Here is a 25294-nt window from a genome sequence, read left to right as displayed (position 1 = left end):
CAGGACTTGTCTCATAGAATGTGAAAAGAATTTGCTTTAGATAAAGGGGAGGCTACATGAATCGATTTGTAAAAGGGGTCATTCTGCTATCTGTTGCAGCTTTTATTGCGGAGTGTATAGAGTTTTTAGTCAATATGATTTTAGCGAGAGAGCTTGGAGAACATGGAATGGGTCTATATATGAGTATCCTTCCAATTATTATGCTGGTCCTTGTGATTGCCAGCTTAGAGCTGCCAGTCTCTATTTCTAAATTCATTGCAGAATCGCATGAGCGGCTCCATAAAAGTATGCTCCGCCATGCATTTAAAATGACGCTCGTAGTGACATGTACAACAACAGGGATCGCTGCGATTGTCTTGCCGTTCATTCCTGTGTTTCAGTCGTATCATCCGCTCATGAAAGGGCTTGCGCTGTCTCTTATTCCAATCATTGCGTTTACCTCGATCGCACGCGGCTATTTTATGGGAAAGCAGCAAATGGGCAGAATCGCTCTGGCGAATATGCTGAAGAAAACGATCCAGCTGATCTGTTTGTTTTTGTTCTTTCATTGGTATTCCTTTGATATTGAAACTGCGGTTCTCATTGCCATCGGTGTCATTGTCGCGAGTGATCTCGTCGTTTTTATTTATTTATACTCCCAATACGTCATGGCGAAAAATGCTGTCCATGTCAGGTCTGTTGAATTAAGAGGGGGTGACGTGAGAAAGCGATTATTAGCCGTCTCTATTCCGACAACGGGCATGCGGATTTTTCATGCGATTGCCAATGCCATAGAACCGTTTTTAATCAAAGGCGCACTTATTGCCGCAGGCATCTCTGGCACACTTGCTGTTGATCATTACGGCATGCTGGCTGGTGTCGCGATGTCGATCGGTTTTTTTCCGGCGTTTATCGCTCATTCCATCATGATCGTGATGATTCCGAATGTCTCTGAAGCCTATGCTTTAGGTCAGTATGATCTTGTGAAAAAACGTGTCAGGCAGGCGATTCTCATTACATTTGGGTACGGCGTACCGGCAGTCATGGTGATGTATTATTTTGCTTATCCGCTCACACAGCTCTTTTTTGATTCACCGCAAGCTGCTGTCTACTTACAGCTGCTTTGGCCGTACTTTTTATGCCACCTGTTTGTGATGCCATTTCAAGCGTGCTTAATCGGTATGGGACTCATTAAAGATGTGTTCCTACATAATATATGGGTGCATATCGTCTCGTTTTCAATGGTGTATTTTCTTGGATCAATTGAAAGCTTAAATATGATGGGAGTGATATTAGGGATGAATACGGGCATGCTTCTCTTGACTGCCCTGCATTATGCGACGATTTGTAAGGAGCTCGGTGTTTCCATGTTTCTTAGAATGAAAAAAGCATGAATGCCCTCTTCCACGAGCGGGCAAGCTATAAGAAAACTGGGAAGGAAGATCCTCATGAATCGTAAATATCTACCCGCCAGTCTTCTTATGATGACCCTGCTTCTATTACTCATAGGCAGCGAAGCTGAAGCGAAAGAGCCCGTTAAGGCGCCAAGGATAGAGGCTCCTACATTAACTGGTGAAACGCAGATGATTCCGCCAAAAGGAAAAAAGACCATTTTGCATTTTTGGACAACATGGTGCCCGTCCTGCAAAATGGAGCTGCCCGTATTTGATCAGATCGTAAAAGAAAATCAGAGTGATGTTGATATCTTAACAGTGAATTTATTAGGTGCTGAACAAAGTAAACATGCGGTTGCTCAATTTGTAAAAGACAAAAAATTTACATTCCCGGTCGTACTAGATGAGCGAGGGGACATGATGAAGAAATACCAAATCATCACCATACCAACCACCTTTTTGATAAATGAAAAAGGGGAAATAGTGAAAAATCATGTAGGTCCACTAACGAAAAAACAAATCAAAGAGTGGACGAATTTTTAGAAAGAAACCTTATTTCAAGAACCAAGGCTCATTCCTTTGGTTCTTTTTTGTGTTCAATTGCTTTTCATCTGAATAAACTGTGCTCAGAAGAGATGGAATAACCTACAACAATAATGATAATTATTATCAAGAAGAAATTATAATAATTATTAATTGAAAATTGATCAGAACCTGTTATAATGAATGACAGACCTATAAAAAGCTTGAAATAGCAGAAAATATAGATGAAAAAAGGAAACGGGTAACGATTGATGATGTGAAAATCATTATCAATTAGAGAGGAGAAAACAATCATGAATGAGAATGCAGCACTTGATCAAACAACAAATCAAAAGGAATCGAAATGGTCCCTTCATCAATGGGCACAGCACGGAGAATTAATAGCAGCAGGTATCGCGGGGATTCTCATTTTGATTGGATGGATGTTAAAGGATGAGACCATGTGGAGTATTCCTTTATTTATCCTTGCGTTTATTATTGGAGGTTTTGCAAAGGCGAAAGAAGGAATTGAAGAAACCATTTCGTCTAAAAGCTTGAATGTTGAACTGTTAATGATTTTTGCAGCGATAGGCTCAGCGATCATTGGATACTGGGCAGAGGGCGCGATCTTAATTTTTATTTTCTCACTAAGTGGTGCGCTTGAAACGTATACATCAAATAAAAGTAAGAAGGATTTAACAACTTTAATGAGCATCGCACCAGATGAAGCGACTTTAATTGAAGAAGATGGTACAACTATTCAAATCGCTGCTTCATCATTAACACCAGGTGATCGTATCATGATCAAAGCTGGGGAACGTATTGCTGCAGATGGTGTGATTTTAAGCGGAAGAACAAGTGTAGATGAATCTGCGCTCACGGGCGAGTCTGTGCCACAGGAAAAAGGGCAAGGCGAAGACGTATTTGCAGGAACAGTAAACTTAAATGGTTCTTTAACAGTAGAAGTCACCAAACATAATGAAGAAACGCTTTTCCATAAAATAATTAAACTTGTCGAATCGGCTCAAGAAAGTGTGTCACCAAGCCAGGCATTTATTGAAAAATTCGAAGGGGCATATGTAAAAGGTGTACTGATCACCGTTGCAATTTTAATGGTTCTGCCTCACTTTGTACTAGGCTGGAGTATGAGTGAAACCTTCTACCGGGCCATGGTGTTTATGGTTGTAGCCTCACCTTGTGCGCTTGTGGCATCTATTATGCCAGCTGCTTTGTCACTGATCTCAAACGGTGCAAGAAACGGAATGCTTGTCAAAGGGAGCGTCTTTTTAGAAAAGCTCGGCACAAGTAGCATGATTGCTTTTGACAAAACGGGGACGATTACAAGCGGAAAGCCAGCTGTAGAACAGGTGTTGATCGCGAAAGGACAAGAAGAAGCTGCTTTTTATCAAGCGCTTTATCAAATTGAAAGTCAATCAAACCATCCATTAGCGAAAGCAATATCTGATATGGCACAAGAGCAACAAATAGAAAGAACAGCTCATGTCACCATTGAAGAAACCTCTGGTTTTGGTGTAAAGGCACAATTGAATGGTGAAACGTGGCGGATTGGGAAGAAAGACTTTGCAGGCAAGGCTCCAATGGACAGCGAGATTGAAGAAGCTGGTGAGCAACTTTCTGAAAAAGGATTTACAGTGGTGTATGTTCAAAAGGATCAAGTAGTCGTTGGGTGCCTCGGCCTTAAGGATCAAATTAGACCTGAAGCGAAGAAAATGATTCAAGAGCTGAATGATTTAGGTATCCAAACCGTCATGCTAACAGGAGATCAGCAAAAAACAGCTAAAGCCATTGCGCAGGAAGCCGGCATCCAAACAGTTGTTGCTGAGTGTCTGCCAGATGAAAAGGTCCATGAGGTCAATCAACTTAAAAAACAAGGAAACTCGATCATCATGGTAGGAGACGGAATCAATGATGCACCGGCACTTGCCACAGCAGATGTGGGGGTTGCGATGGGCGGGGGCACAGACGTGGCCTTAGAAACAGCAGATTTGATCTTAATGAAAAACAATTTAAATAACTTAACAAAGATGATTCGTCTTTCAAGAAAGATGAATCGAATCATTAAGCAAAATATTATTTTCTCATTAACGGTGATTTGTTTGTTAATTTGTGCGAACTTCTTACAAGTGCTTGATTTACCGTTTGGCGTTATCGGGCATGAAGGAAGTACGATTTTGGTCATTTTAAATGGACTGCGTCTACTTCGTGCATCTTAAGCAAATCATCATAGCGTACTTGGCTTCTGCCAGTGCGCTTTTGTGCGAAATACAGCAAAAACTGATACAATAGATCAGTAGTAAAACGTGTGAGGAGGATGACGATGAACCGAATGAACAGCATGTCTTCTTGGCTAAAGGAAAAAGACATTCAAGGTGCATTTATACATACAAAGGAAAATGTGTTTTATCTATCTGGATACTTCACAGAGCCGCATGAAAGAGTCATGGGGTTGTTTGTGTTTCAAGAGGCAGATCCATTTTTTATTTTGCCTAAAATGGAAGTCGAACAGGCGAAAAATGCTGGGTGGTCAGGCGATATCATTGGTTATGAAGACCATGAGAATCCATTTGATTTCATTCAGTCAGCAGTCGAAAAACGCGGTGTAAGAGCAACTCGACTTGCCATTGAAAAAGAGTCGATTCCGCTTCAAAGAGCAGAACAGCTTCAAGCTGCCACTGGGGCAGAAACTTTTGTCCGGGCAGAAGAAGAGCTGAACCAGTTAAGGCTGATTAAAGATGAATCTGAAATTGCTACACTGAAAAAAGCCGCTCAATTGGCAGACGAAGGGGTCAAAATTGGGGTGAACGCCTTAAAAGAAGGGATCACCGAAACAGAAGTGCTCGCTGTCATTGAATATGAGCTAAAGAAAAAAGGCATTCAAGGCATGTCCTTTTCGACGATGGTTCTCTTTGGCGAAAAATCAGGAGAGCCTCACGGAAATCCAGGACAGGCAGCCTTAAAAAAAGGCGACTTCGTGTTATTTGACCTTGGTGTCATCGTGGATGGTTATTGCTCAGATATTACAAGAACATTCATCTATCAGGAAGCTTCTGATCAGCAAAAGGACATCTATCAAACCGTCCTAAAGGCAGAAATGGAGGCACTTGAAATGAGTAAGCCGGGCGTGAGAATTGGGGACCTGGACTTAAAAGCACGCGGGCTGATCACAGATGCTGGATATGGAGACTATTTCCCTCACCGCCTTGGACATGGTCTAGGGGTGTCTGTTCATGAGTTTCCTTCGATGAGCCAGGCAAATGATGATCTTCTCCAAGAAGGCATGGTGTATACGATCGAACCGGGAATCTATGTCCCAGGAGTCGGCGGTGTCAGAATTGAAGATGATGTACTGATTACAGCGGATGGTCCAGTCACTTTAACCAATTATCCGAAAGAGCTGACGATTATCAAGTAATAAAAAAATCACGATGAACGTCCATGTCTTGGAAGTGTCATCGTGATTTTTTGTCACTCTTTTCGATCCTTATCAACAAAAAAATCATCAATTGATTGAAACGGTTTGATTTTATGTTCTTTTCCTAAAGGATGTAGTGCAAAACGAGCAGAAAACAAAACAGTCATACATAATATAATCCATATGATGAACCCCATCTTGAATTCCCCTTTCCATCCAGTGATTTGTTCAGCTCACATACATCTTAAAGTATGAAACGCTTACCATATCAAGAGAAAGTAGGAGAAAAAATGGCAAACATAAGGGAGATTGCAAAAAGAGCGGGCGTATCTGTGACAACTGTATCACGTGTGTTGAATCATCATCCTTATGTCAAAGAAGAAAAACGAGAACGTGTTCTTGATGCGATGAAAGAGCTCAAATATACGAGAAACATTCAGGCTGTTCATTTAGCCAAAGGTTATTCAAATATGCTTGGCATCGTTCTTCCAACGATTGATCATTCTTATTTCAGCAGACTTGTCACAGGTATTGCAGAAAAAGCACAGGCGCGCGGTATGCATTTTTCTTTGTTTCAAACAGGATATGATCCATTAAAAGAAAAAGAAGCATTGATGAGTTTAAAAGAGCGCCGCGTGGATGGATTAATCTTTTGCTCAAATGCATTAAGTGACCGAGACATTTCAAGGTGGCAGGAATTCGGGCCTATTATTTTTTGCCACCCGGTGCCAAGTGAAAACTGCTCAACCGTATCGATTGCGCATGATCAAGCATTTAAAGAAGGGTTACATCATTTAGCAGCATGCGGACATCAGCGAATTGCGATTGTCCTTGCCAGAATAGAAGGCGCAAACAGCCAGTCGCGCCTTCAAGCTTATCAAAACATGATGCGATCGCTCGGGCAGGAGATTGATGAAGAATGGATCATTGAAGGGAAGCTAACACTTTTTGATGGAAAACAATTATTTGCAGAGTGGCAGAAGATGAAGAATCGCCCCACAGCATTATTCATCACAAATGATGACGTATCAGCAGGCTTTTTATTAGAGGCGCAACGTCATGATATCAAAGTAGGTGAATCTCCAGCCATACTCGGCTTTCAAAATGATCAATTGAGTGAGGCGCTTAGGATTTCCAGCATTGATATTCCGCTGAAACGAATGGGACAGGAAGCGTTTGACTTGTTCGACCAGGCCATAAAGGGGGAGGCACCAGAGAAAAGAATGCTGCCATTTCGCCTGATCGAACGATCAACTACCGTTTTCAAAAACAATTCGTTGACGCACGTTTCATCTGTTTTGTACGATAAGAGGGATTGAATAAGAAGGAGGTGGGGATGTTCATGGAATCCTTCACCGTTGATAAAGCGTTAAATAATAATGTCATCATTGCAAGACACCCTTCTTTGGGCGAAGTAGTTCTGATAGGGAAAGGGATCGGCTTCGGAAAAAAATCGGGTGATGTTCTCGATCAAGATACATTTGAAAAAATGTTTGTCCTTAAAAATACAAAGGAACAAACAGAATATAAACAGCTGCTTCACCACATTGATGAGAACATGATCGAGCTTGCCAATGACGTCATTTATCATATACGAGAAAAAATGGGACACCGTTTGAATGAGCATATTCATATTGCCCTGACTGACCATATTGCCTTTAGTTTTAAGCGAGTGCAGCAAGGATATGATATCACCAATCCCTTTATGCTTGAGACGAAGTCGCTGTATCCGAAAGAATATGAGGTCGCAAAGGAAGTTGTTGAGCTAATTAACAAACGCCCTGATGTCAAAACAAAGCTGCCAGAAGGAGAGATTGGTTTTATTGCGCTCCATATTCACTCAGCTTTAACGAATCGGCCATTATCTGAGGTGAATCGTCATTCGCAGCTCATCACACAAATGGTCCAAGTCATAGAAGATTCATTTCATATGAAAGTAGACAGAGAAAGTATTCATTATTTACGCTTATTGCGCCATATTACATTTTCGATTGAGCGTATTAAACGGGAAGAATCTTTAGAGGAGCCAGAAAAATTGCTTCATCTATTGAAAAATGAATATCCTTTATGCTACAATACTGCTTGGAAAATGATCAAAATATTACAACATGCATTGAAAAAGCCTGTACAGGATGCAGAGGCTGTCTACCTGACACTTCATCTGTACAGATTGACAAATAAAATTTCATAGTTTCCTTGAAACGTGTAACTGATTCGATCAGGCATGAGTGACTTAAGGTAAATACAGGATAAGATCCTGTTATTTGCGCAACCTTATATCACCATGCCTTTTTTTGTGTTTGAAAGTGAAATGTAAACGGTTAACTATGAAATGTATGTCAAGGAGCGTCCCGCATGTATGTTGTAAGCGAAAATAAAAGGAGGTTCAACTAGTGTTTAAATCACTTTTTGGTGTATTGCAAAAAATTGGACGAGCACTTATGCTTCCAGTTGCGATCCTTCCTGCTGCTGGTATTTTACTAGCACTTGGGAATGCGATGCAAAATCCGCAACTGATTGATGTAGCTCAATTTTTAAGCAATGATACAATTCAGCTTGTTGCAAGTGTCATGGAAAATGCAGGGAACATTGTCTTCTCGAATCTTCCGCTCTTATTTGCTGTAGGGGTTGCCATCGGTCTTGCTAATGGAGACGGTGTGGCAGGGATTGCCGCAATTATCGGTTATCTAGTTATGAACGTAACAATGAGTGCCGTATTAATGGCCAATGGATCGATTCCATCCGATTCCATCAAATTGGCTAAGTTCTTTAAGGAAAGCCATCCAGCATATGTTAATATGCTCGGAATACCGACCTTGTCTACCGGCGTCTTCGGCGGGATTATTGTCGGGGTATTGGCAGCTTATATGTTTAATAAATTTTATAAAATTGAGCTCCCACAATATCTTGGCTTCTTTGCTGGAAAACGTTTTGTTCCAATCGTAACATCTATTTCAGCACTTATTTTAGGGCTTTTGATGCTCGTCATTTGGCCGCCAATTCAAGGGGCACTGAACTCGTTCTCAACAGGACTGCTTGCAGCGAATGAGCCGCTTGCTGCCTTTGTATTCGGTGTCATTGAACGCTCATTAATTCCGTTTGGTTTGCATCACATATTCTACGCACCATTTTGGTATGAGTTCTTTAGCTATAAGAGCTTATCAGGAGATATTATCCGTGGTGATCAGCGTATCTTCATGGCACAGATCAAAGATGGTGTTCAGCTCACAGCTGGTACATTCATGACAGGAAAATATCCGTTCATGATGTTTGGTCTGCCAGCAGCAGCACTTGCGATTTACCATGAAGCAAAACCAAAGAATAAAAAGCTTGTCGCTGGAATTATGGGATCAGCAGCCCTGACTTCTTTCCTAACAGGGATTACTGAACCGCTTGAATTCTCATTCTTGTTTGTTGCACCAGTGTTATTTGCAATCCACTGTGTATTTGCTGGATTATCCTTTATGATAATGGATATTCTAAACGTGAAAATCGGTATGACCTTCTCAGGAGGGTTAATTGACTTCTTCTTATTCGGAATCTTGCCAAACAGAACCGCTTGGTGGCTTGTGATTCCAGTTGGTCTTGTACTTGCTGCTATTTATTACTTCGGATTTAGATTTGCTATTCGTAAATTTAATCTGAAAACGCCAGGCCGTGAAGACGAAGCTGATGACGATGCAAGTAGTGCTAAGTCTGAAAAGGGTAATGACTTACCTTATGAAATTCTTGAAGCAATGGGTGACCAAGAAAACATTAAACACCTTGATGCTTGTATTACCCGTTTACGTGTTACTGTGAATGATCAGAAGAAAGTGGATAAAGACCGTTTGAAAAAACTTGGTGCTTCAGGAGTTCTTGAAGTAGGAAACAACATCCAGGCCATCTTCGGACCACGCTCTGATAATTTAAAAACACAAATGCAGGACATCATTGCAGGCCGCACGCCTCGTCCAGCGAAAGACCCTTCTGCAAAAGAAGAAGTCAGCCAGCAGGTCGAAGAAGTCATTGCAAAACCGCTTCAAAATGAGCAAGGTGAAGAAATCTTTGCTTCACCAATTACAGGGGAGCTTCATCCGATTACAGATGTACCAGATCAAGTATTCTCAGGGAAAATGATGGGTGACGGTTTCGCCATCTTACCAACAGATGGAACGGTGGTTTCACCGGTAAAAGGGAAGATCTTAAATGTATTCCCAACGAAACACGCAATTGGCCTGCAATCTGATGGTGGACTTGAAATTTTGATCCACTTCGGTATTGATACGGTCAGCCTCAAAGGAGAAGGGTTTGAAGCATTTGTACAAGAGGGAGATCAAGTAGAAATCGGTCAAAAACTCTTAGTGGTTGATATTGATAAAATTAAGTCTGAAGTACCATCTTTAATGACACCAATTGTATTTACCAACTTAAGTGAAGGACAATTTATTGACCTTCAAAAAACCGGTGAAATCAAAGCTGGTCAAGAAAACATCATGAAAATTTCAAAATAATTTTCATAACTGCCGTTCTTGTTAGATGACAAGCTCGGCAGTATGATATAATATTGTGGATGTATTAATTGTATAAAAAGGAGATTGATAAAAATGGCTCAACAAACATTCAAAGTAACTGCAGATTCTGGAATTCACGCACGTCCTGCAACAGTTCTTGTACAAACTGCTAGTAAATATGATGCTGATATCAACTTAGAATATAATGGTAAAACAGTGAACCTGAAATCTATTATGGGTGTAATGTCTCTAGGAATTGCGAAAGGTGCTACAATCACAATCTCTGCTTCTGGTTCTGATGAAAATGATGCACTTGCTGCGCTTAAAGACACAATGAAAAGTGAAGGCCTAGGCGAGTAATGCAACAACTGAAAGGAATCGGTGCTTCAGCAGGCGTTGCGATTGCAAAAGCATATCGTCTGGAAGAACCAGATTTAACAGTTCACCAAAAAGACATCAATGATCCAGAGACAGAAGTGAAGCGTTTTGAAGAAGCAATTCATGTTTCTAAACAAGAACTTGAAGCAATTAAAGAACATGCGCTAAAAGAGCTTGGCCAAGACAAAGCAGATATTTTTTCTGCACACCTTCTTGTGTTAAGTGATCCAGAGCTGCTAAACCCAGTAAAGGATAAAATCAACTCTGATAAAGTAAATGCTGAATTTGCTTTAAAAGAAACAGCAACAATGTTTGTCACGATGTTCGAAGCAATGGACAATGAATACATGAAAGAACGTGCAGCGGATATTCGCGACGTAACAAAACGTGTAACTGGACATTTGCTAGGCGTTGACATCCCGAATCCAAGCATGATTTCTGAAGAAGTCATCATCATTGCTGAAGATTTAACTCCTTCTGATACTGCTCAGTTGAACAGACAATTTGTCAAAGGTTTTGCGACAGATATCGGAGGTCGTACTTCTCACTCAGCGATTATGGCAAGATCAATGGAGATTCCAGCTGTTGTTGGAACAAAAGAAGCAACAAAAACAGTGAAAAACAATGATCTAATCATTGTGGATGGTATTAGCGGAGACGTCATCATTCAGCCTTCTGAAGATGAAGTGAAAGCGTATCAAAAAAAGCATGAAGACTACTTAGCTCAAAAAGCAGAATGGGCGAAACTTGTTGATCAGCCAACGGTCACAAAAGACGGCGTTCACGTAGAGCTAGCTGCAAATATCGGAACACCTGAAGATGTAAAAGGTGTACTTGAAAATGGCGGCGAAGCAGTTGGATTGTACCGTACTGAATTTTTATACATGGGCAGAGATCAGCTTCCTACAGAAGAAGAGCAGTTCGATGCGTATAAAACGGTTTTAGAGAAAATGGAAGGCAAAGCAGTGGTTGTCCGCACACTAGATATTGGTGGCGATAAAGAACTACCTTACTTGCAACTTCCAAAAGAAATGAACCCGTTCCTTGGCTATAGAGCGATCCGCCTTTGCCTTGAAGAACAGGAGATTTTCAGAACACAACTACGCGCCTTACTTCGTGCAAGTACATATGGAAACTTGAAAATCATGTTCCCTATGATCGCGACGTTATCTGAATTTAGAGAAGCAAAAGCTATTTTACTTGAAGAAAAAGAAGCATTGGTTGCCGCTGGTACAGACGTTTCTGATTCCATTGAAATCGGAATGATGGTGGAAATTCCATCAACTGCTGTCATCGCAGACCAATTTGCAAAAGAAGTTGATTTCTTCAGTATTGGAACGAATGACTTGATTCAATACACAATGGCTGCTGATCGAATGAACGAACGAGTGTCTTATCTTTACCAGCCTTACAATCCAGCCATTTTACGTCTCATTACGCTTGTTATTGAAGCAGCGCATAAAGAAGGTAAATGGGTTGGCATGTGCGGTGAGATGGCAGGAGATGAAATCGCCATTCCTCTTCTACTTGGATTAGGATTAGATGAATTCTCAATGAGCGCAACATCTATTCTTCCAGCAAGAACTCAGCTAAGCAAGCTTTCTAAGGAAGAAGCTGCATCATTTAAAGAGCATATTTTATCACTTAGCACGACAGAAGAAGTGGTTGATTTCGTAAAGAAAACGTTTCAACATAACTAAGTGAATTCAAACCAGACAGTGACCCTGTCTGGTTTTTTTGTCGAATTTTATCATATTGGGTCATATCCGTCAGAGAGAAGGGCATTCTATAAGAAAAATGGAGGTGACCAGATTGCCTTTCTCAGACTATAAACCGGGTGATCAAGTATATGTGATTTATCGAAATCCACATGCAGCTAACGTAGCACAAATTAAAGAAGCAGAAATTGTTTCACATCCATACAATGAAGAGGAGCTTGCCCTCTTTTTACTTGAAACGTACCATCCCTTAGCTCCAGATGATGCGGTCTTTCCAACATATGAAGAAGCAGAAGCTCTTTATCAAGATTTGTTTGAATAAGGGAGATTTTAGAAAGGATAAAAGCCATCCTGCACGGTTAAAGTAACGGTATGAAAACCTATAAGGTAAGGATGTGCTAAATATGATCAAACCTTTTGTACCCCAGCTTGTGTACATTGAACCACGTGCATTAGAGTACCCGTTAGGACGAGAGCTGAAGGAAAAGTTCGAGGGTATGGGGATTGAAATAAGAGAAACGACTTCACATAACCAAGTAAGAAATATTCCGGGTAAAAATGACTTACAAAAGTATCGTAATGCAAAATCAACGCTTGTCATTGGTGTGAGGAAAACGTTGAAGTTCGATACGTCTAAACCATCGGCAGAATATGCCATTCCATTTGCGACAGGATGTATGGGTCATTGTCATTATTGCTACTTGCAAACGACGATGGGAAGTAAGCCATACATTCGAACCTATGTAAATGTTGAAGAAATATTAGATCAAGCGGAGCAGTACATGAACGAGCGTGCGCCAGATATCACAAGATTTGAAGCTTCTTGTACGTCAGATATTGTCGGAATTGACCATTTGACACACACATTAAAAAGAGCAATTGAATACTTCGGTCAGACTGATCTTGGTAAGCTTCGTTTTGTGACCAAATTTCATCATGTCGATCATTTACTTGATGCAAAGCATAATGGCCGGACAAGATTCCGCTTTAGCATCAATGCGGATTATGTCATTAAATATTTCGAACCTGGTACATCACCGTTAGATCAACGGATTGAAGCGGCTGTCAAGGTTGCGAAAGCAGGTTATCCGCTTGGCTTTATTATTGCCCCAATTTACATCCACGAAGGCTGGCAGGAAGGGTATAAAGTTCTTTTTGAAAAGCTCGATGCAGCTCTTCCTGAGGATGTGAGACACGATATCACCTTTGAAATGATCCAGCATCGTTTTACAAAACCAGCGAAGCGTGTGATTCAAAAAAACTATCCGAAATCAAAATTAGAACTAGATGAAGAAAAAAGACGATACAAGTGGGGTAGATATGGAATTGGGAAATATATCTATCAAAAAGATGAGGAGCAAGAACTAAGACAGACGTTAGAATCATATATCGATCAGTACTTTCCGAATGCAAAAATTGAATATTTTACTTAAAGCAAGCCTTTATGGCTTGTTTTTTCTATTTAAATTTTCTCACAACTATTGAATGCGGTATCAATTATGCCGATATATACAATAAGGTATGAAAGTAGGATATAGGGGTGTGAGGAGATGTTTAAGAAACTTCAAGTGAGAATAGCTGTTTTCATCTCAGTTATTTTAATTTTAACCGTTGTGGCAGTTCAAGTGGGTTCCAATTTGGTATTAACACCACTGATTGAACGAGATGCAAAAACGACCGCCACAGCAACGGCAGAAAGCCTGAAAGACATTATTACAGAAAAGCTTGATAATTACGGCAATACCATTAACAAATTGGCAACAGGTAAAATAACTGAAGAATTTGCGCAAAAACAAACAAAGCAAACACTTGATTTTGAAAAAAGTGCAATAAAAAACCTGCAGGAACAGGATAAACTCATTTCATTTGCTTATATTGGAACAACTGATGGCAAAATGCTCGGCTTCCCGGAGTTCGATCTTGGCCAAGGATATGATCCATCTAAACAAGGCTGGTTTAAACAAGCAGTCGAAAAGCCTGATCAAGTTGTTTGGACAGATCCATATATTGATGAAGCAACGAAAAAAGTGATTGTCTCAGCCACGAAGGCGATTGTCAAAAATGGAAAGGTCATTGGAGTCGCTGGACTTGATTTGAAGCTCTCCTCCATTCAATCTTATATAAATGAACAAGAGATCCCTTATAAAGGGACCGCTTTCTTAGTTGATAACACAGGCACCATTTTGGCGCATCCAACGCAGCAAGGAAAAAACATTTCAAAGGTCGCCTCTGTAAAAAAAGCGCTTGACAACTCAGGTATTGATGACAGCAAAGAACTGACGGTCATATCTAAAATCAAAGAAGCCGATTGGACGGTTGGCGTGAGCTTTGAGAAAAAGAAACTGCTTTGGATCACAGAACAAATGAATCAGACAAGTATCATTATATCCGTCATTGCCATTATTCTTGCGATGATCCTTAGCTTCTTATTGGCAAGAAGCATTACAACACCAATCAAGCGTCTAACAGGGCATGTGCGTAAGGTGTCAGAAGGCGATTTAACAAGTACGCTTGAAGTGAAGTCCAAAGATGAAATTGGTCTCCTCACGAAAAGCTTTAATCAAATGATAGAGGACATCAGGGAGTTAATTGAAAAAGTGAAAGGGGCTTCAGATCAAGTTGTGACATCAACAGATGAAGTGACCCAAATTTCAAATGAAACCTTGCTGTCGAGTGAGCAGATCGCAACGGCCATTCAAGAGGTGGCAACAGGGGCGTCTAAACAGGCATCAGATGCAGAAACGATTAATGAGAAATCAGAGCATTTGTATGAGAAAGTGCGCCATATGGGTGAGCTTGCCTCACAAATGCAAACCAACTCAAAATCATCTGAAGATGCAAGCTATAAAGGGCTAGATGCACTTGGTGTGCTCGTCCAAAAATCAACAAAAGCGAGCGAAGAATCGAAAAAGGTAGAGCAAATGCTGCTAGACCTTGAGCATAAAACGAAAAATATTGAAAACGTGGTGACAGCGATTTCTCAAATTTCGGATCAAACGAATTTACTTGCACTGAATGCAAGCATTGAAGCAGCGAGAGCTGGAGAAAGCGGAAGAGGCTTTGCTGTTGTTGCAGAAGAAGTTAGAAAGCTTGCTGAACAATCTGCGCAATCAACAAAACACATTAGTGAAACCGTCAAACTCATTCAAGATGAATCGAAGAAGGCGGCTGAAGCGATGACAGTAGCAAGTAAGATGAATGAGGAACAAGGTGACGCCATTAATGCAACAGGCGAGGCACTGAGCAGCATCACAATGGAAATGCAGGCACTTGTCGGATCAATCGACAGTATTCATTCACAGATCAATGAAATGACAGAAGAACAACAGAAGATGAGTGACTCCATTCAAAGTATTGCGGCAATTTCTGAAGAATCTGCAGCTTCAGCTGAGGAAGTGCACGCGTCTACAGATGAACAAGTTCAAGCGTTAGAAAGAACGAAAACTTCGACCGAAATGCTGAACGAATCAAGCCAGGCGCTACGTCAGGCGGTTGACCGATTTAAAGTGTAATCAAGCAGAAAGGAACCTTGCGACGTGAGCAAGGTTCTTTTTGTATGATAAAATAAAGCAGAGGTGGTGTTGACATGAATGTCAATTTATCTGGAAAAAAAGCATTGGTCGCTGCAAGCAGTCAAGGTATCGGAAAAGCGATTGCCTTTGCTCTAGCAAAAGAGGGAGCAGATGTCATGCTTTCAGGAAGACATGAGCACACGCTGAAAGAAACGGTGAAAGAATTATCTCCGCTTGTAAAAGGAAAGCTGACTTATCAAGTATGTGATGTGTCTGACGCGCAGCAAATCAAGGCGCTAGTTCAAGTGGCAGCTGGTGATGAGAAGTGTCTCGACATTCTTGTGAACAATACAGGCGGTCCTAAAACAGGGACACTTGAAACCTTAACAGATGAAGACTGGATGGAATCATTTCAGCTTCATTTACTCAGTTATATTCGATTATTAAAAGAGGCATTGCCTTATTTGAAAAAACGCGGTGCACGCGTGTTAAACATTGCGTCTATGTCAGTGAAAGAACCGATCCCAGGCTTGATGCTGTCAAATACGTTTAGACCGGCTATTGTCGGCTGGACAAAAACAGCCGCTCAGGAGCTTGCCAATGATGAAATTTTGATCAATACGTTAGCCCCTGGGAAAATTGAAACAGACCGCGTCAAACAGCTCGACAAGCACCGCGCGCAGGCAGAACACCAAACAGTTGAAGAAATCAAAGCACAGGCTGAACGTACGATTCCGCTTGGCCGTTATGGACAGCCAGAGGAATTTGCAGCATATGCAGCTTTTCTTTTATCTGAAGCAAATACATACATGACAGGTCAAACACTCATCATTGATGGTGGATTGACAAAGTCTCTTTAAGGAGGAACAAGTGATGACACAAATCAAAACAGTTGGTTTTATTGGAATTGGTGTAATGGGACGCAGTATGGCAGAGCATTTAATGGATGCTGGATATGAAGTTCTCGTTTATACAAGAACAAAAGCGAAAGCAGATGCACTCATTCAAAAAGGCGCATTATGGAAGCCGGAAGTGAAGGAAATTGCACAACATGCAGATGCTGTCATCACAATGGTAGGATATCCATCGGATGTAGAAGAAATCTATTTAGGTGAAGAGGGGCTTGTGGCACATGCTACGCCTGGTACTTATCTGATTGATATGACTACATCGAAGCCTCAGCTGGCAAAAGAAATTGAAGAGAAAGCGAAAGAAAAAGGGCTGTTTGCATTAGATGCACCAGTTTCGGGCGGAGACGTGGGCGCAAAAAATGGAACGCTTGCGATCATGATTGGCGGAGAAAAATCAGCCTATGAAGCGTGTCTGCCCTTATTCGAGAAAATGGGCGAAAACATTCAATATCAAGGACCTGCAGGAAGCGGTCAGCATACTAAAATGTGTAACCAAATTGCGATTGCAGCAGGTATGGTAGGTGTCGCAGAGGCGATGGCCTATGCCGAAAAATCAGGACTTGATCCAGAGCATGTGCTTAAAAGTATTACGACGGGTGCAGCAGGAAGTTGGTCCTTGTCAAACCTTGCACCAAGAATGCTGAAAGGTGATTTCGAGCCAGGGTTCTACGTGAAGCATTTTATTAAAGATATGGGCATTGCTCTTGAAGAAGCAGAGCTCATGGGAGAAGAAATGCCAGGGCTCTCGCTTGCGAAGTCGCTTTATGAAAAGCTGAGTGAGCAGGGGGAAGAAAACAGCGGTACACAGAGTATATATAAATTGTGGGTAAAATAAAAAGCCTGTCCCATAGAGGAACAGGTTTCAGCGTGTAGACAAACCCTCGCATTCGTTGTCAGTCCTGCGTGCTGGTGCTCACGAATGTCAAATTCGCTCCGTGCCAGTACTCGTCCTTCCTAGAATTCAAAGGTTTTCTATCACGCTGAAAAGGAGACAAAGGGCTAAAATAAAGATCATTTTAGCCCTTTGTCAACAATCTGAAAACCTGTCCCATAGAGGGACAGGTTTCAGACCGTAGACAAACCCTACCTTTACTTCAAGTAAAAGTGGGGTTTTCACATTTTTTTTGAAAAACATCATGTGTTTTACGCTGGACATGGTACTTTCCATGTCCAGTTTGCTAGTTTTTTAACCATGCGGTTCAAGGAACTATCCGGTATTAGCTCCGGTTTCCCGGAGTTATCCCAGTCTTACAGGCAGGTTACCCACGTGTTACTCACCCGTCCGCCGCTAACATCCGGGAGCAAGCTCCCTTCTGTTCGCTCGACTTGCATGTATTAGGCACGCCGCCAGCGTTCGTCCTGAGCCAGGATCAAACTCTCCGAGGTATGCAGGATGCATATCACACATGCGTTGCTACACGATGTAGCGAACTTAGCATGTGATCATTTCCTGCCTCGTCAGCGTTTGACTGACTACCTATGAAACATCATAGGATTTTTTATAAAAACTCGAATTAACAGGTACGTTTTGTCTTGTTTAGTTTTCAAAGATCATCTTCGTCGTCTCTCAGAGGCGACTTTCTCAATATAACATTTTGACGCTGTGGGCGTCAAGTGTTTTTTAGAATTTCTTTTTGTCAGCTTTTCATTCAAAGCAACTTGGTTGCTCGTTAGCGACGTATAATAATATACCATCATAATATTCAAGCGTCAACATCTTTTTTCACAAAATATCCTCGATGATAGATTTTTTGTCCCTTTGTCTCAATCGGCTCCACTTGAACAATTCCTTTTTCCACAAAGAAATCAATCATGACGCTAAGGTCAGGCGTAAAATACTTGAGGTCAGGATGCGCGAGAAGCTCTCCAAAAAGCCATATATCTTGCTGTTCCATGACATGACGCAAATGAGCGGCGCCAATTTCTGCTTTTGAATGGATCAAAAAGTCATTTGCTAAAAATAAAAGTTCCAAACGCTTATGAAGGCTTTCATGGCTTTCAATGAGTTCTGAATAAAGTTTATAAACTTCCGGTTCCATATGTCGTACCTGATTCCAAACTGTCACTTCTGGATGGAAGCCTTTATCGATGACTTCAATACGTGCCAAATGATGCAGCGCATGCACAATTGAATTATATGCATCAAGGAATTGATTTGACTCAAAAAATGCTTTTCCTTCTATATACCTTCGAATAAGCTTGCCGTATTCTAAACCGATTTTAAGTTTGCGGTTTGAAAATGGGAATGTACTCAGGTCATCAATTAAGTTGAAAATATATTCATTTCGATCAAATAGGACTTTCCCATTTAAAATCCAATCAATGATACGGCGATTCGTGCCAAGGGTAATCCATTCCTTCAACTGCTCATCTGTGACAACATTTAAAGAAGCTGTTTGGTGAGCAGATTCATAGTGCTTGATAAATAACGGCTCTTCCGCTTCTTTTACAATGACTAAAAGTGCTGCATCAAAGTTATCCGTCTCAGAAGATACTTTGTGTCTTCTTTCTACTATAATCACAGCCAATGTGTCTGGGTGACTTGCTCTCTCTTGATAAATAGGACGGAGAAGATTTTCCATAGTGATTCCTCCAATACTCGGGTGTAAAGTTCTTCTCTAATGCTATGTATTTCTCCTCATAGAATCAAAATTCCTTCAATTCAAGAAAAAAGATCATTGAATCATTATAAGCAATTTATTCACAAAACTCTATAACTAATTCAAACGGAAAGGTAAAATGTGCTATATTGTAGACAAGGGGGACTAGGGATGGCGAAATACTCCAGTAAGATTAATAAAATCAGAACATTTGCACTTAGTTTGGTTTTTGTTGGCTTTCTGATCATGTATATCGGTGTGTTCTTCAAAGAATCGATTTGGCTGTCGACTTTCTTTATGCTACTCGGCGTCTTATCGATCGGATTGAGTACAGTGGTTTACTTTTGGATCGGTATGCTTTCTACGAAGGCAGTCCGTGTCGTATGTCCAGGCTGTGAGAAGGAAACAAAAGTGCTTGGGCGGGTGGACATGTGCATGCATTGCAGAGAGCCGCTTACACTCGATCCAGGATTAGAAGGCAAAGAGTTTGATGAATCCTACAATCGAAAAAAGTCATAAAAAAAGCTGACCGGTTAAATGGTCAGCTTTTTCATTAATGATTTTCTTTTTTCGCACATTCTTGACAAGTCCCATAGATCTCCAAGCGATGATGACTAACTTTAAAGCCCGTCACATGGGATGCAAGCTGTTCCACTTCATCAAGGCCAGGATAATGAAAGTCCACTATTTTTCCGCAGTTTTCACAAATCGCATGGTAATGGTCGGATGTCGCAAAATCAAATCGGCTTGAGGAATCACCGTACGTTAATTCCTTTACTAATCCAGATTCCCGGAAGACTCGTAAATTGTTGTAAACCGTTGCGACACTCATATTTGGAAATTTACCTTCAAGTGCTTTATATATATCGTCCGCGGTTGGGTGAGTCATAGAATTTACGAGAAACTCCAAGATGGCATGGCGCTGCGGAGTAATTCGAACACCGGTTTCTTTTAAAGCATCTAAAGCGTCTTTTAGTTCGTGAGCAGCCATTTCATCATGCACCTCTCTTCAAAAATATTCTTATATTATAATCTTTATAAATAGTGTACCCCCAGAGCCGAATCTTTGTCAATTACAATCCTCTTTTTTACCTATTCTACTTCACAAAAAAAGACCGGCATGTCTGCCAGTCCGATCCTGTGAAGATATTAAGCGTGAGCTTTTAGTTCCTCAAGCGCTTCTTCTACGTGGTCTTTCACCTTAACTTTTCTCCACTCTTTCACAAGCGTTCCTTCTTTATTAATAAGAAACGTTGAACGTTCGATGCCCATGTATTCTTTGCCAAAGTTCTTTTTCAGCTTCCACACTCCAAAGGCTTCAGACAATTTCTGTTCATCATCTACAAGAAGTAAGAACGGTAAATCATGTTTTTCTTTAAACTTTTGATGCTTGTCCTGACTGTCTGGGCTTACGCCGATAATGACAGCATCTAATTCTGCAAAGCTTTGATGGCGATCACGGAAATCACATGCTTCTGTTGTACAGCCGGGTGTCATATCTTTTGGATAGAAATAAAGGACAATATGTTTTCCTTTAAAGTCGGAAAGCTTTACTTTCTCCCCGTTGTCACCAGTTAATTCAATCTCAGGTACTTGCTGGCCTACTTCGATTGTCATAACACAATCCCTCCAACCTATTTTTTAAATAGCCTATCCAATTTTGAGAGGATATTCAACTAAGGACGCTTGCATCGACATGTTAAAATAATGATAGACGACGTGATACGTTGAGATAGGAGGCTATTTATGAAATTCACAGAATCAGAAAAATTACATCAAGAGGCGCTGGAGCATATTGTTGGAGGTGTCAACAGCCCCTCTCGTTCATATAAGGCAGTAGGTGGCGGTTCACCCGTAGCTATGGAAAAAGGAGAAGGCGCTTATTTTTGGGATGTTGACGGAAATCGCTATATCGATTACTTAGCAGCATACGGCCCTATTATTACGGGACATGCCCACCCTCATATTACAAAAGCGATTACAAAAGCGGCTGAATCAGGTGTTCTTTACGGAACGCCAACGAAGCATGAAGTCACTTTTGCCAAAATGCTGAAAGAAGCTATGCCTGCTTTGGACAAAGTTCGCTTTGTCAATTCAGGTACTGAAGCCGTGATGACAACGATTCGTGTGGCACGTGCTTATACAGGCAGAACAAAGATCATTAAGTTTGCCGGGTGCTATCACGGTCACTCTGATCTTGTACTTGTAGCAGCTGGCTCTGGTCCTTCCACTTTAGGAACCCCTGATTCAGCAGGCGTACCAAAAAGCATTGCCAATGAAGTCATTACCGTTCCATTTAATGATATTGACAGCTACAAAGAAGCATTGGATCGATGGGGCGATGAAGTCGCAGCTGTCCTTGTCGAGCCAATTGTCGGGAACTTCGGCATCGTGGAGCCTAAGGACGGTTTCCTGCAACAAGTCAATGACCTCACTCATGAAAAGGGCGCACTTGTGATCTATGATGAAGTGATTACAGCTTTCCGCTTTATGTACGGAGGCGCACAGGACTTGCTTCAAGTAAAACCTGACCTCACCGCATTAGGAAAAATCATTGGTGGCGGACTCCCGATCGGTGCTTATGGGGGTAAAAAAGAAATTATGGAGCAAGTCGCTCCTCTTGGACCGGCCTATCAAGCTGGCACGATGGCAGGAAATCCTGCATCCATTCTTTCTGGAATTGCCTGCTTGGAAGTGTTAAAACAAGATGGTGTTTATGAGCGTCTAGATCAGCTTGGCGCTATGCTAGAAGAAGGCATTTTAGCCCATGCCAAAAAACATCAAGTAGATATTACAGTGAATCGCTTAAAAGGGGCTCTCACTGTATATTTCACAAAAGAAACCATTGTAAACTATGAGCAGGCTGAAAATACGGATGGCGAAATGTTTGCCCGCTTCTTTAAATTAATGCTTTCACAAGGGATTAACCTCGCTCCTTCTAAATATGAAGCTTGGTTCTTAACGATCGCACATACTGAAAAAGATATTTCTGAGACGCTGCAAGCAGTAGATCGTGCGTTTGAACAGTTGAAACAATCATAATAGGGTCAAAAACAGGCGTAAAAAAATGCGCCTGTTTTTTTATTGACCAGCTCTTGTTTGTCAAAAGCGTGTGAATCTGTTACATTTCTTCTCAATACCTTCTTTTGATGTTTTCATGAACTTTCAAAAATCACTTGAATATTTCGGAAGACCGCTGTATATTACTTAGTTGTTCATCAAAATATTTATAATAAATGACGAGTGATCATCTATTATCTAAAAGAAAGGAATGCAGGGACAAAACCAATGAAACTTGGAGCCCGTATTTTAAAAACTGGTATTGCCATTGTACTCGCGCTTTACCTGGCAACATGGCTTGGGTTGCCAACACCCGTCTTCGCGGGGATTGCAGCTGTATTTGCTATCCAGCCATCTATTTATCGATCTTTTTTAACGATTGTTGATCAAGTGCAAGCCAATATTATTGGAGCAGCACTTGCCATTACGTTCGGCCTGCTTTTTGGCACTGGACCAGTCATTATCGGTTTAACCGCCGTCATGGTCATTGCCATTAATTTAAAGCTGAAGATTGAACACACGATTCCAATTGCACTTGTAACCGTCATTGCGATTTTAGAAAGTGCAGGGGATCATTTCCTTTCCTTTGCCTTAATTCGAACAGCTACTGTGGTGTTAGGAGTTCTTTCATCATTTTTAGTAAATTTAATCTTCCTGCCGCCAAAGTATGAAACAAAGCTTGTTCATCACATTATGGAAAATACGGAGGAGATTTTAAAATGGATTCGACTGAGCTCCAGACAGTCTACTGATCATTCCACTTTAAAGGATGACATCGATCAAATAAAAGAACGCATGATCAAATTAGATCACATTTACTTGTTATACAAAGAAGAACGAAGCTATTTAAAGAAAACAACCTATGTAAAATCAAGAAAGCTCGTTTTGTTCAGACAGGCCATCATGGCATCGAATCGCGCTCTTTACTTGCTGAAAAAGCTTCATAAATTAGAAAATGAAATTCACTTGATGCCAGAGCATTTCAGGGAAAGCTTAACAGATGAAATTGATTACTTACTGTATTGGCATGAGCGCACCTTGATGAAATTCGTCGGTAAAATGAAACCGCAGGATGATGAATTTCAAAATGAATGCTCTCTTCGCCTTGAAACGTTAACGAAATCTTTTATCCAGCATCAGCAAAACCAAGAAAATGACTTGCTCGATTACAATATGCTAAATGTTATGTCCAGCATCATCGAATACCGTGATGAACTAGAGCATTTAGATACATTGATTACAAGCTTCCAGACGTATCACCCAAAAGACAGTGAAATTGAGACAGAAGAAAAAGAAGCATAGACAGAAAAGACCAATTCATAGAATTGGTCTTATTTTATTTTCTTCATTTTAGGATCCAGTGTGTCACGTAATCCATCTCCCATCAGGTTAAAACCTAAAACTGTCAGCATGATCGCGACACCTGGGAAAATTAATGTCCAAGGAGCTTGAACGAGATAAGGTCTCGCATCGGCGAGCATTTTCCCCCATTCTGGGCTTGGTGCCTGTGCACCTAATCCTAAAAAACCTAAAGCCGCTGCTTCAATAATCGCTGTTCCGATCGCAAGCGTTGCCTGTACGATGACTGGCACCATACTGTTTGGCAGAATGTGACGCAGCACGATGCGGCGGTGTGACATCCCAACCGCCTTTGCTGCTAGCACATATTCTTCTTGTTTAATACTCAGCACTTTTGAACGAACGAGCCGTCCAAAGGTTGGGACATTAATAATCGCAATGGCAATAAGGGCATTTTGTAAGGAGGGGCCTAAGATGGAGACGATCGCAATCGCTAGTAGAATACTAGGAAAAGCGAGTAAAATATCAAACAATCTCGAGATCACAGCATCTAGCACTCTTCCGCCATAACCTGCAATCAACCCAAGCAGTGTGCCTAAAATGACAGACCCGAGAACCGAGAAGAAACCAACCCATAAGGAAATCCGCGCGCCATGCACAACTCTTGAAAATATATCTCTGCCAAAATCATCTGTACCAAACCAGTGCGCAGCTGAAGGGGCGCTAAATCGTTCACCGAGAGATTGTTCATTTATTCCAAAAGGAGCAATGAGCGGTGCGAATATCGCTAAGATGAGAAATAAAAAGACAATCACACTACCAATGACCGCCAGCTTGTGCTGAAAGAACAGCTTCATCGATTCAAGAATCAATGATTGAGAGCGTTCTTCTTTTGGTTGAGGTGGTTCAATCTCTTTTTGTGCTTCCATGTGATCACTCTCCCTCCCTAATATTTAATCCTTGGATCAATGACCGCATACAAGATGTCCACAATGAAATTGATCAGGACAAATATGAGCGCAACGACGAGAATGCCAGTTTGAATGACGGGGTAATCTCGATAGCTGATAGCGTCATATATATACCGTCCAATGCCCGGCCATGCAAAAATGGTCTCTGTTAAAATGGCCCCGCCTAGCAAGAGACCTGTCTGAAGACCAATAATCGTCAAGATCGGAATAAGTGCATTTTTCAGCCCATGCTGATAAATGATGAAAAATGAACGTACTCCTTTTGCTTTTGCTGTTCGAATAAAATCTGAATGAAGCACTTCCAGCATACTTGCCCTTGTTATCCTTGCAATAATCGCAGCAGGGATTGTGGCAAGTGCTGTACTTGGTAAGATCAAATGCTTGATGCTGTCAGTAAATTGATCAAATCGGCCTTGCAAAAGCGTATCCAGCGTATGAATATAGGTGATTGACTCCACTGGATTTCTGACGTTTTCACGGCCCGTTGTCGGTAAAATACCCCATTCAATTGAGAACAACCACTGCCCCATTAAGCCTAACCAGAAAATCGGCATGGACACTCCAATGAGCGCAATAAACATCGCGACATAATCAAAGAAAGAATGTTTAAACCAAGCACTGATGATTCCGGCATTTACCCCCACAACGATCGCCAGCACCATGGCAAAAAAGGTCAATTCTAACGTCGCAAATAAGTACGGTTTCATTTCCTGGGCAATAGCCGCTCCTGTTCGTATCGAAGTCCCTAAATCTCCTTTTAAAAGGCCTAGCATGTAATGTCCGTATTGAACATACCAAGGCTGGTTTAAACCGAGCTGGATGGTTAACTGTTCTACTGCTTCTTTCGTTGCCCGCTGCCCTAAGATAACCTGAGCTGGGTTCCCTGGAATAAACCGTATAATTGAAAACACGACCAATGTCATTCCGATCAATACTGGGATGAGCATTCCTGCCCGCTTCATACAATAAGCAAACAAACAGCTTTCACCGCCTTTTTCTTTGTTTGAATAAGGGAGATACAAGA

The 25294-nt window shown here is 41.2% G+C and carries 23 protein-coding genes and 1 other annotated feature; of the genes, 17 read left to right on the top strand and 6 right to left on the bottom strand.

Annotated features, from left to right (window positions below):
• Positions 1 to 56 precede the first annotated feature (56 nt).
• The 4 genes from GPS65_RS14215 to GPS65_RS14200 all read left to right on the top strand — a co-directional run bounded on the left by GPS65_RS14215 (position 57) and on the right by GPS65_RS14200 (position 5328).
• Positions 57 to 1373 carry a polysaccharide biosynthesis protein gene (locus GPS65_RS14215; RefSeq protein WP_161985447.1) on the top strand — a complete coding sequence of 439 codons (1317 nt, stop codon included), beginning with the start codon at positions 57 to 59 and terminating at the stop codon, positions 1371 to 1373.
• Positions 1374 to 1427: 54 nt separating this feature from the next.
• Positions 1428 to 1916: an endospore biogenesis thiol-disulfide oxidoreductase StoA gene (gene stoA / locus GPS65_RS14210; RefSeq protein WP_012009754.1), complete on the top strand. Its 489-nt coding sequence runs from the start codon at positions 1428 to 1430 to the stop codon at positions 1914 to 1916.
• A gap of 293 nt (positions 1917 to 2209) precedes the next feature.
• Positions 2210 to 4129, top strand: coding sequence for a heavy metal translocating P-type ATPase (locus tag GPS65_RS14205; RefSeq protein ID WP_144482223.1), 1920 nt, complete (start codon positions 2210 to 2212; stop codon positions 4127 to 4129).
• A gap of 104 nt (positions 4130 to 4233) precedes the next feature.
• Positions 4234 to 5328, top strand: coding sequence for a M24 family metallopeptidase (locus tag GPS65_RS14200; RefSeq protein WP_012009756.1), 1095 nt, complete (start codon positions 4234 to 4236; stop codon positions 5326 to 5328).
• A gap of 53 nt (positions 5329 to 5381) precedes the next feature.
• On the opposite strand, the gene GPS65_RS19310 is transcribed toward GPS65_RS14200, so the two are convergent.
• Positions 5382 to 5525 (bottom strand): hypothetical protein, encoded by a 144-nt coding sequence (locus GPS65_RS19310; protein ID WP_162900848.1) that lies wholly within the window; start codon positions 5523 to 5525, stop codon positions 5382 to 5384.
• Positions 5526 to 5618: 93 nt separating this feature from the next.
• On the opposite strand from GPS65_RS19310, the gene GPS65_RS14195 reads away from it, so the two are divergent.
• The 10 genes from GPS65_RS14195 (at position 5619) to GPS65_RS14150 (ending at position 17175) form a co-directional block, all read left to right on the top strand.
• Positions 5619 to 6647 (top strand): LacI family DNA-binding transcriptional regulator, encoded by a 1029-nt coding sequence (locus GPS65_RS14195; protein WP_144458054.1) that lies wholly within the window; start codon positions 5619 to 5621, stop codon positions 6645 to 6647.
• Positions 6648 to 6664: 17 nt separating this feature from the next.
• A complete protein-coding gene (gene glcT, locus GPS65_RS14190) occupies positions 6665 to 7519 on the top strand; it encodes a glucose PTS transporter transcription antiterminator GlcT (protein ID WP_012009758.1) in 855 nt (284 codons plus the stop codon).
• 202 nt (positions 7520 to 7721) lie between these two features.
• The gene (gene ptsG, locus GPS65_RS14185) at positions 7722 to 9821 is read left to right on the top strand and encodes a glucose-specific PTS transporter subunit IIBC (protein WP_012009759.1); all 2100 of its coding nucleotides are present in this window, start codon (positions 7722 to 7724) and stop codon (positions 9819 to 9821) included.
• Positions 9822 to 9914: 93 nt separating this feature from the next.
• Positions 9915 to 10181: a phosphocarrier protein HPr gene (locus tag GPS65_RS14180; RefSeq protein ID WP_003211078.1), complete on the top strand. Its 267-nt coding sequence runs from the start codon at positions 9915 to 9917 to the stop codon at positions 10179 to 10181.
• Positions 10181 to 11899, top strand: a complete 1719-nt coding sequence (gene ptsP, locus GPS65_RS14175; RefSeq protein WP_012009760.1) for a phosphoenolpyruvate--protein phosphotransferase — start codon at positions 10181 to 10183, stop codon at positions 11897 to 11899. Before GPS65_RS14180 ends, ptsP begins: the two co-directional genes overlap by 1 nt.
• 112 nt (positions 11900 to 12011) lie before the next feature.
• On the top strand, positions 12012 to 12239 hold the full coding sequence (locus GPS65_RS14170) for a transcriptional regulator SplA domain-containing protein (RefSeq protein ID WP_003211490.1): 228 nt from the start codon (positions 12012 to 12014) through the stop codon (positions 12237 to 12239).
• An 82-nt stretch (positions 12240 to 12321) separates the two neighbouring features.
• Positions 12322 to 13350 carry a spore photoproduct lyase gene (gene splB, locus GPS65_RS14165; RefSeq protein ID WP_012009761.1) on the top strand — a complete coding sequence of 343 codons (1029 nt, stop codon included), beginning with the start codon at positions 12322 to 12324 and terminating at the stop codon, positions 13348 to 13350.
• Between the two features lie 117 nt (positions 13351 to 13467).
• Positions 13468 to 15429 carry a methyl-accepting chemotaxis protein gene (locus GPS65_RS14160; protein ID WP_012009762.1) on the top strand — a complete coding sequence of 654 codons (1962 nt, stop codon included), beginning with the start codon at positions 13468 to 13470 and terminating at the stop codon, positions 15427 to 15429.
• A gap of 74 nt (positions 15430 to 15503) precedes the next feature.
• Entirely contained in the window at positions 15504 to 16289 is a 786-nt protein-coding gene (locus tag GPS65_RS14155) for an SDR family oxidoreductase (protein ID WP_012009763.1), read from the top strand.
• Positions 16290 to 16302: 13 nt separating this feature from the next.
• On the top strand, positions 16303 to 17175 hold the full coding sequence (locus tag GPS65_RS14150; protein ID WP_012009764.1) for an NAD(P)-dependent oxidoreductase: 873 nt from the start codon (positions 16303 to 16305) through the stop codon (positions 17173 to 17175).
• Positions 17176 to 17423: 248 nt separating this feature from the next.
• Positions 17424 to 17669, bottom strand: a sequence feature (16S ribosomal RNA rRNA prediction is too short).
• A 374-nt stretch (positions 17670 to 18043) separates the two neighbouring features.
• On the opposite strand, the gene GPS65_RS14145 is transcribed toward GPS65_RS14150, so the two are convergent.
• Complete coding sequence (locus GPS65_RS14145) at positions 18044 to 18922, bottom strand: nucleotidyltransferase-like protein (protein ID WP_012009349.1); 879 nt, start codon at positions 18920 to 18922, stop codon at positions 18044 to 18046.
• A 189-nt stretch (positions 18923 to 19111) separates the two neighbouring features.
• Between GPS65_RS14145 and GPS65_RS14140 the strand changes: the two genes are divergently transcribed.
• On the top strand, positions 19112 to 19459 hold the full coding sequence (locus GPS65_RS14140; RefSeq protein ID WP_012009348.1) for a YgzB family protein: 348 nt from the start codon (positions 19112 to 19114) through the stop codon (positions 19457 to 19459).
• A gap of 34 nt (positions 19460 to 19493) precedes the next feature.
• Here GPS65_RS14140 and perR read toward each other — a convergent pair whose 3' ends face one another.
• Both perR and bcp read right to left on the bottom strand, forming a co-directional pair.
• A complete protein-coding gene (perR, locus tag GPS65_RS14135; RefSeq protein WP_012009347.1) occupies positions 19494 to 19931 on the bottom strand; it encodes a peroxide-responsive transcriptional repressor PerR in 438 nt (145 codons plus the stop codon).
• A gap of 158 nt (positions 19932 to 20089) precedes the next feature.
• Positions 20090 to 20557 (bottom strand): thioredoxin-dependent thiol peroxidase, encoded by a 468-nt coding sequence (bcp, locus tag GPS65_RS14130; RefSeq protein ID WP_012009346.1) that lies wholly within the window; start codon positions 20555 to 20557, stop codon positions 20090 to 20092.
• A 129-nt stretch (positions 20558 to 20686) separates the two neighbouring features.
• On the opposite strand from bcp, the gene GPS65_RS14125 reads away from it, so the two are divergent.
• Positions 20687 to 21982: a glutamate-1-semialdehyde 2,1-aminomutase gene (locus tag GPS65_RS14125; RefSeq protein ID WP_012009345.1), complete on the top strand. Its 1296-nt coding sequence runs from the start codon at positions 20687 to 20689 to the stop codon at positions 21980 to 21982.
• A gap of 246 nt (positions 21983 to 22228) precedes the next feature.
• On the top strand, positions 22229 to 23302 hold the full coding sequence (locus GPS65_RS14120; RefSeq protein ID WP_012009344.1) for an FUSC family protein: 1074 nt from the start codon (positions 22229 to 22231) through the stop codon (positions 23300 to 23302).
• A 29-nt stretch (positions 23303 to 23331) separates the two neighbouring features.
• Here the strand turns inward: GPS65_RS14120 and GPS65_RS14115 are convergent, their stop codons facing one another.
• Positions 23332 to 24228 carry an ABC transporter permease gene (locus tag GPS65_RS14115; RefSeq protein WP_119124608.1) on the bottom strand — a complete coding sequence of 299 codons (897 nt, stop codon included), beginning with the start codon at positions 24226 to 24228 and terminating at the stop codon, positions 23332 to 23334.
• Positions 24229 to 24245: 17 nt separating this feature from the next.
• A complete protein-coding gene (locus GPS65_RS14110) occupies positions 24246 to 25247 on the bottom strand; it encodes an ABC transporter permease (RefSeq protein ID WP_041816177.1) in 1002 nt (333 codons plus the stop codon).
• Between the last annotated feature and the right edge of the window lie 47 nt (positions 25248 to 25294).

The organism is Bacillus pumilus, assembly GCF_009937765.1.
GTDB lineage: Bacteria > Bacillota > Bacilli > Bacillales > Bacillaceae > Bacillus > Bacillus pumilus_O.
Note: the sequence above shows the minus strand (reverse complement) of the source record. Positions and strands in the feature narration are given on the sequence as shown.

Bases quoted from the DNA above. Each gene is read 5' to 3' on its own strand.
- GPS65_RS14215 (WP_161985447.1), top strand. From the start codon at position 57: ATGAATCGATTTGTAAAAGGGGTCATTCTGCTATCTGTTGCAGCTTTT.
- stoA (WP_012009754.1), top strand. From the start codon at position 1,428: ATGAATCGTAAATATCTACCCGCCAGTCTTCTTATGATGACCCTGCTT.
- GPS65_RS14205 (WP_144482223.1), top strand. From the start codon at position 2,210: ATGAATGAGAATGCAGCACTTGATCAAACAACAAATCAAAAGGAATCG.
- GPS65_RS14200 (WP_012009756.1), top strand. From the start codon at position 4,234: ATGAACCGAATGAACAGCATGTCTTCTTGGCTAAAGGAAAAAGACATT.
- GPS65_RS19310 (WP_162900848.1), bottom strand. From the start codon at position 5,525: ATGGGGTTCATCATATGGATTATATTATGTATGACTGTTTTGTTTTCT.
- GPS65_RS14195 (WP_144458054.1), top strand. From the start codon at position 5,619: ATGGCAAACATAAGGGAGATTGCAAAAAGAGCGGGCGTATCTGTGACA.
- glcT (WP_012009758.1), top strand. From the start codon at position 6,665: ATGTTCATGGAATCCTTCACCGTTGATAAAGCGTTAAATAATAATGTC.
- GPS65_RS14180 (WP_003211078.1), top strand. From the start codon at position 9,915: ATGGCTCAACAAACATTCAAAGTAACTGCAGATTCTGGAATTCACGCA.
- ptsP (WP_012009760.1), top strand. From the start codon at position 10,181: ATGCAACAACTGAAAGGAATCGGTGCTTCAGCAGGCGTTGCGATTGCA.
- splB (WP_012009761.1), top strand. From the start codon at position 12,322: ATGATCAAACCTTTTGTACCCCAGCTTGTGTACATTGAACCACGTGCA.
- GPS65_RS14160 (WP_012009762.1), top strand. From the start codon at position 13,468: ATGTTTAAGAAACTTCAAGTGAGAATAGCTGTTTTCATCTCAGTTATT.
- GPS65_RS14155 (WP_012009763.1), top strand. From the start codon at position 15,504: ATGAATGTCAATTTATCTGGAAAAAAAGCATTGGTCGCTGCAAGCAGT.
- GPS65_RS14150 (WP_012009764.1), top strand. From the start codon at position 16,303: ATGACACAAATCAAAACAGTTGGTTTTATTGGAATTGGTGTAATGGGA.
- GPS65_RS14145 (WP_012009349.1), bottom strand. From the start codon at position 18,922: ATGGAAAATCTTCTCCGTCCTATTTATCAAGAGAGAGCAAGTCACCCA.
- GPS65_RS14140 (WP_012009348.1), top strand. From the start codon at position 19,112: ATGGCGAAATACTCCAGTAAGATTAATAAAATCAGAACATTTGCACTT.
- perR (WP_012009347.1), bottom strand. From the start codon at position 19,931: ATGGCTGCTCACGAACTAAAAGACGCTTTAGATGCTTTAAAAGAAACC.
- bcp (WP_012009346.1), bottom strand. From the start codon at position 20,557: ATGACAATCGAAGTAGGCCAGCAAGTACCTGAGATTGAATTAACTGGT.
- GPS65_RS14125 (WP_012009345.1), top strand. From the start codon at position 20,687: ATGAAATTCACAGAATCAGAAAAATTACATCAAGAGGCGCTGGAGCAT.
- GPS65_RS14120 (WP_012009344.1), top strand. From the start codon at position 22,229: ATGAAACTTGGAGCCCGTATTTTAAAAACTGGTATTGCCATTGTACTC.
- GPS65_RS14115 (WP_119124608.1), bottom strand. From the start codon at position 24,228: ATGGAAGCACAAAAAGAGATTGAACCACCTCAACCAAAAGAAGAACGC.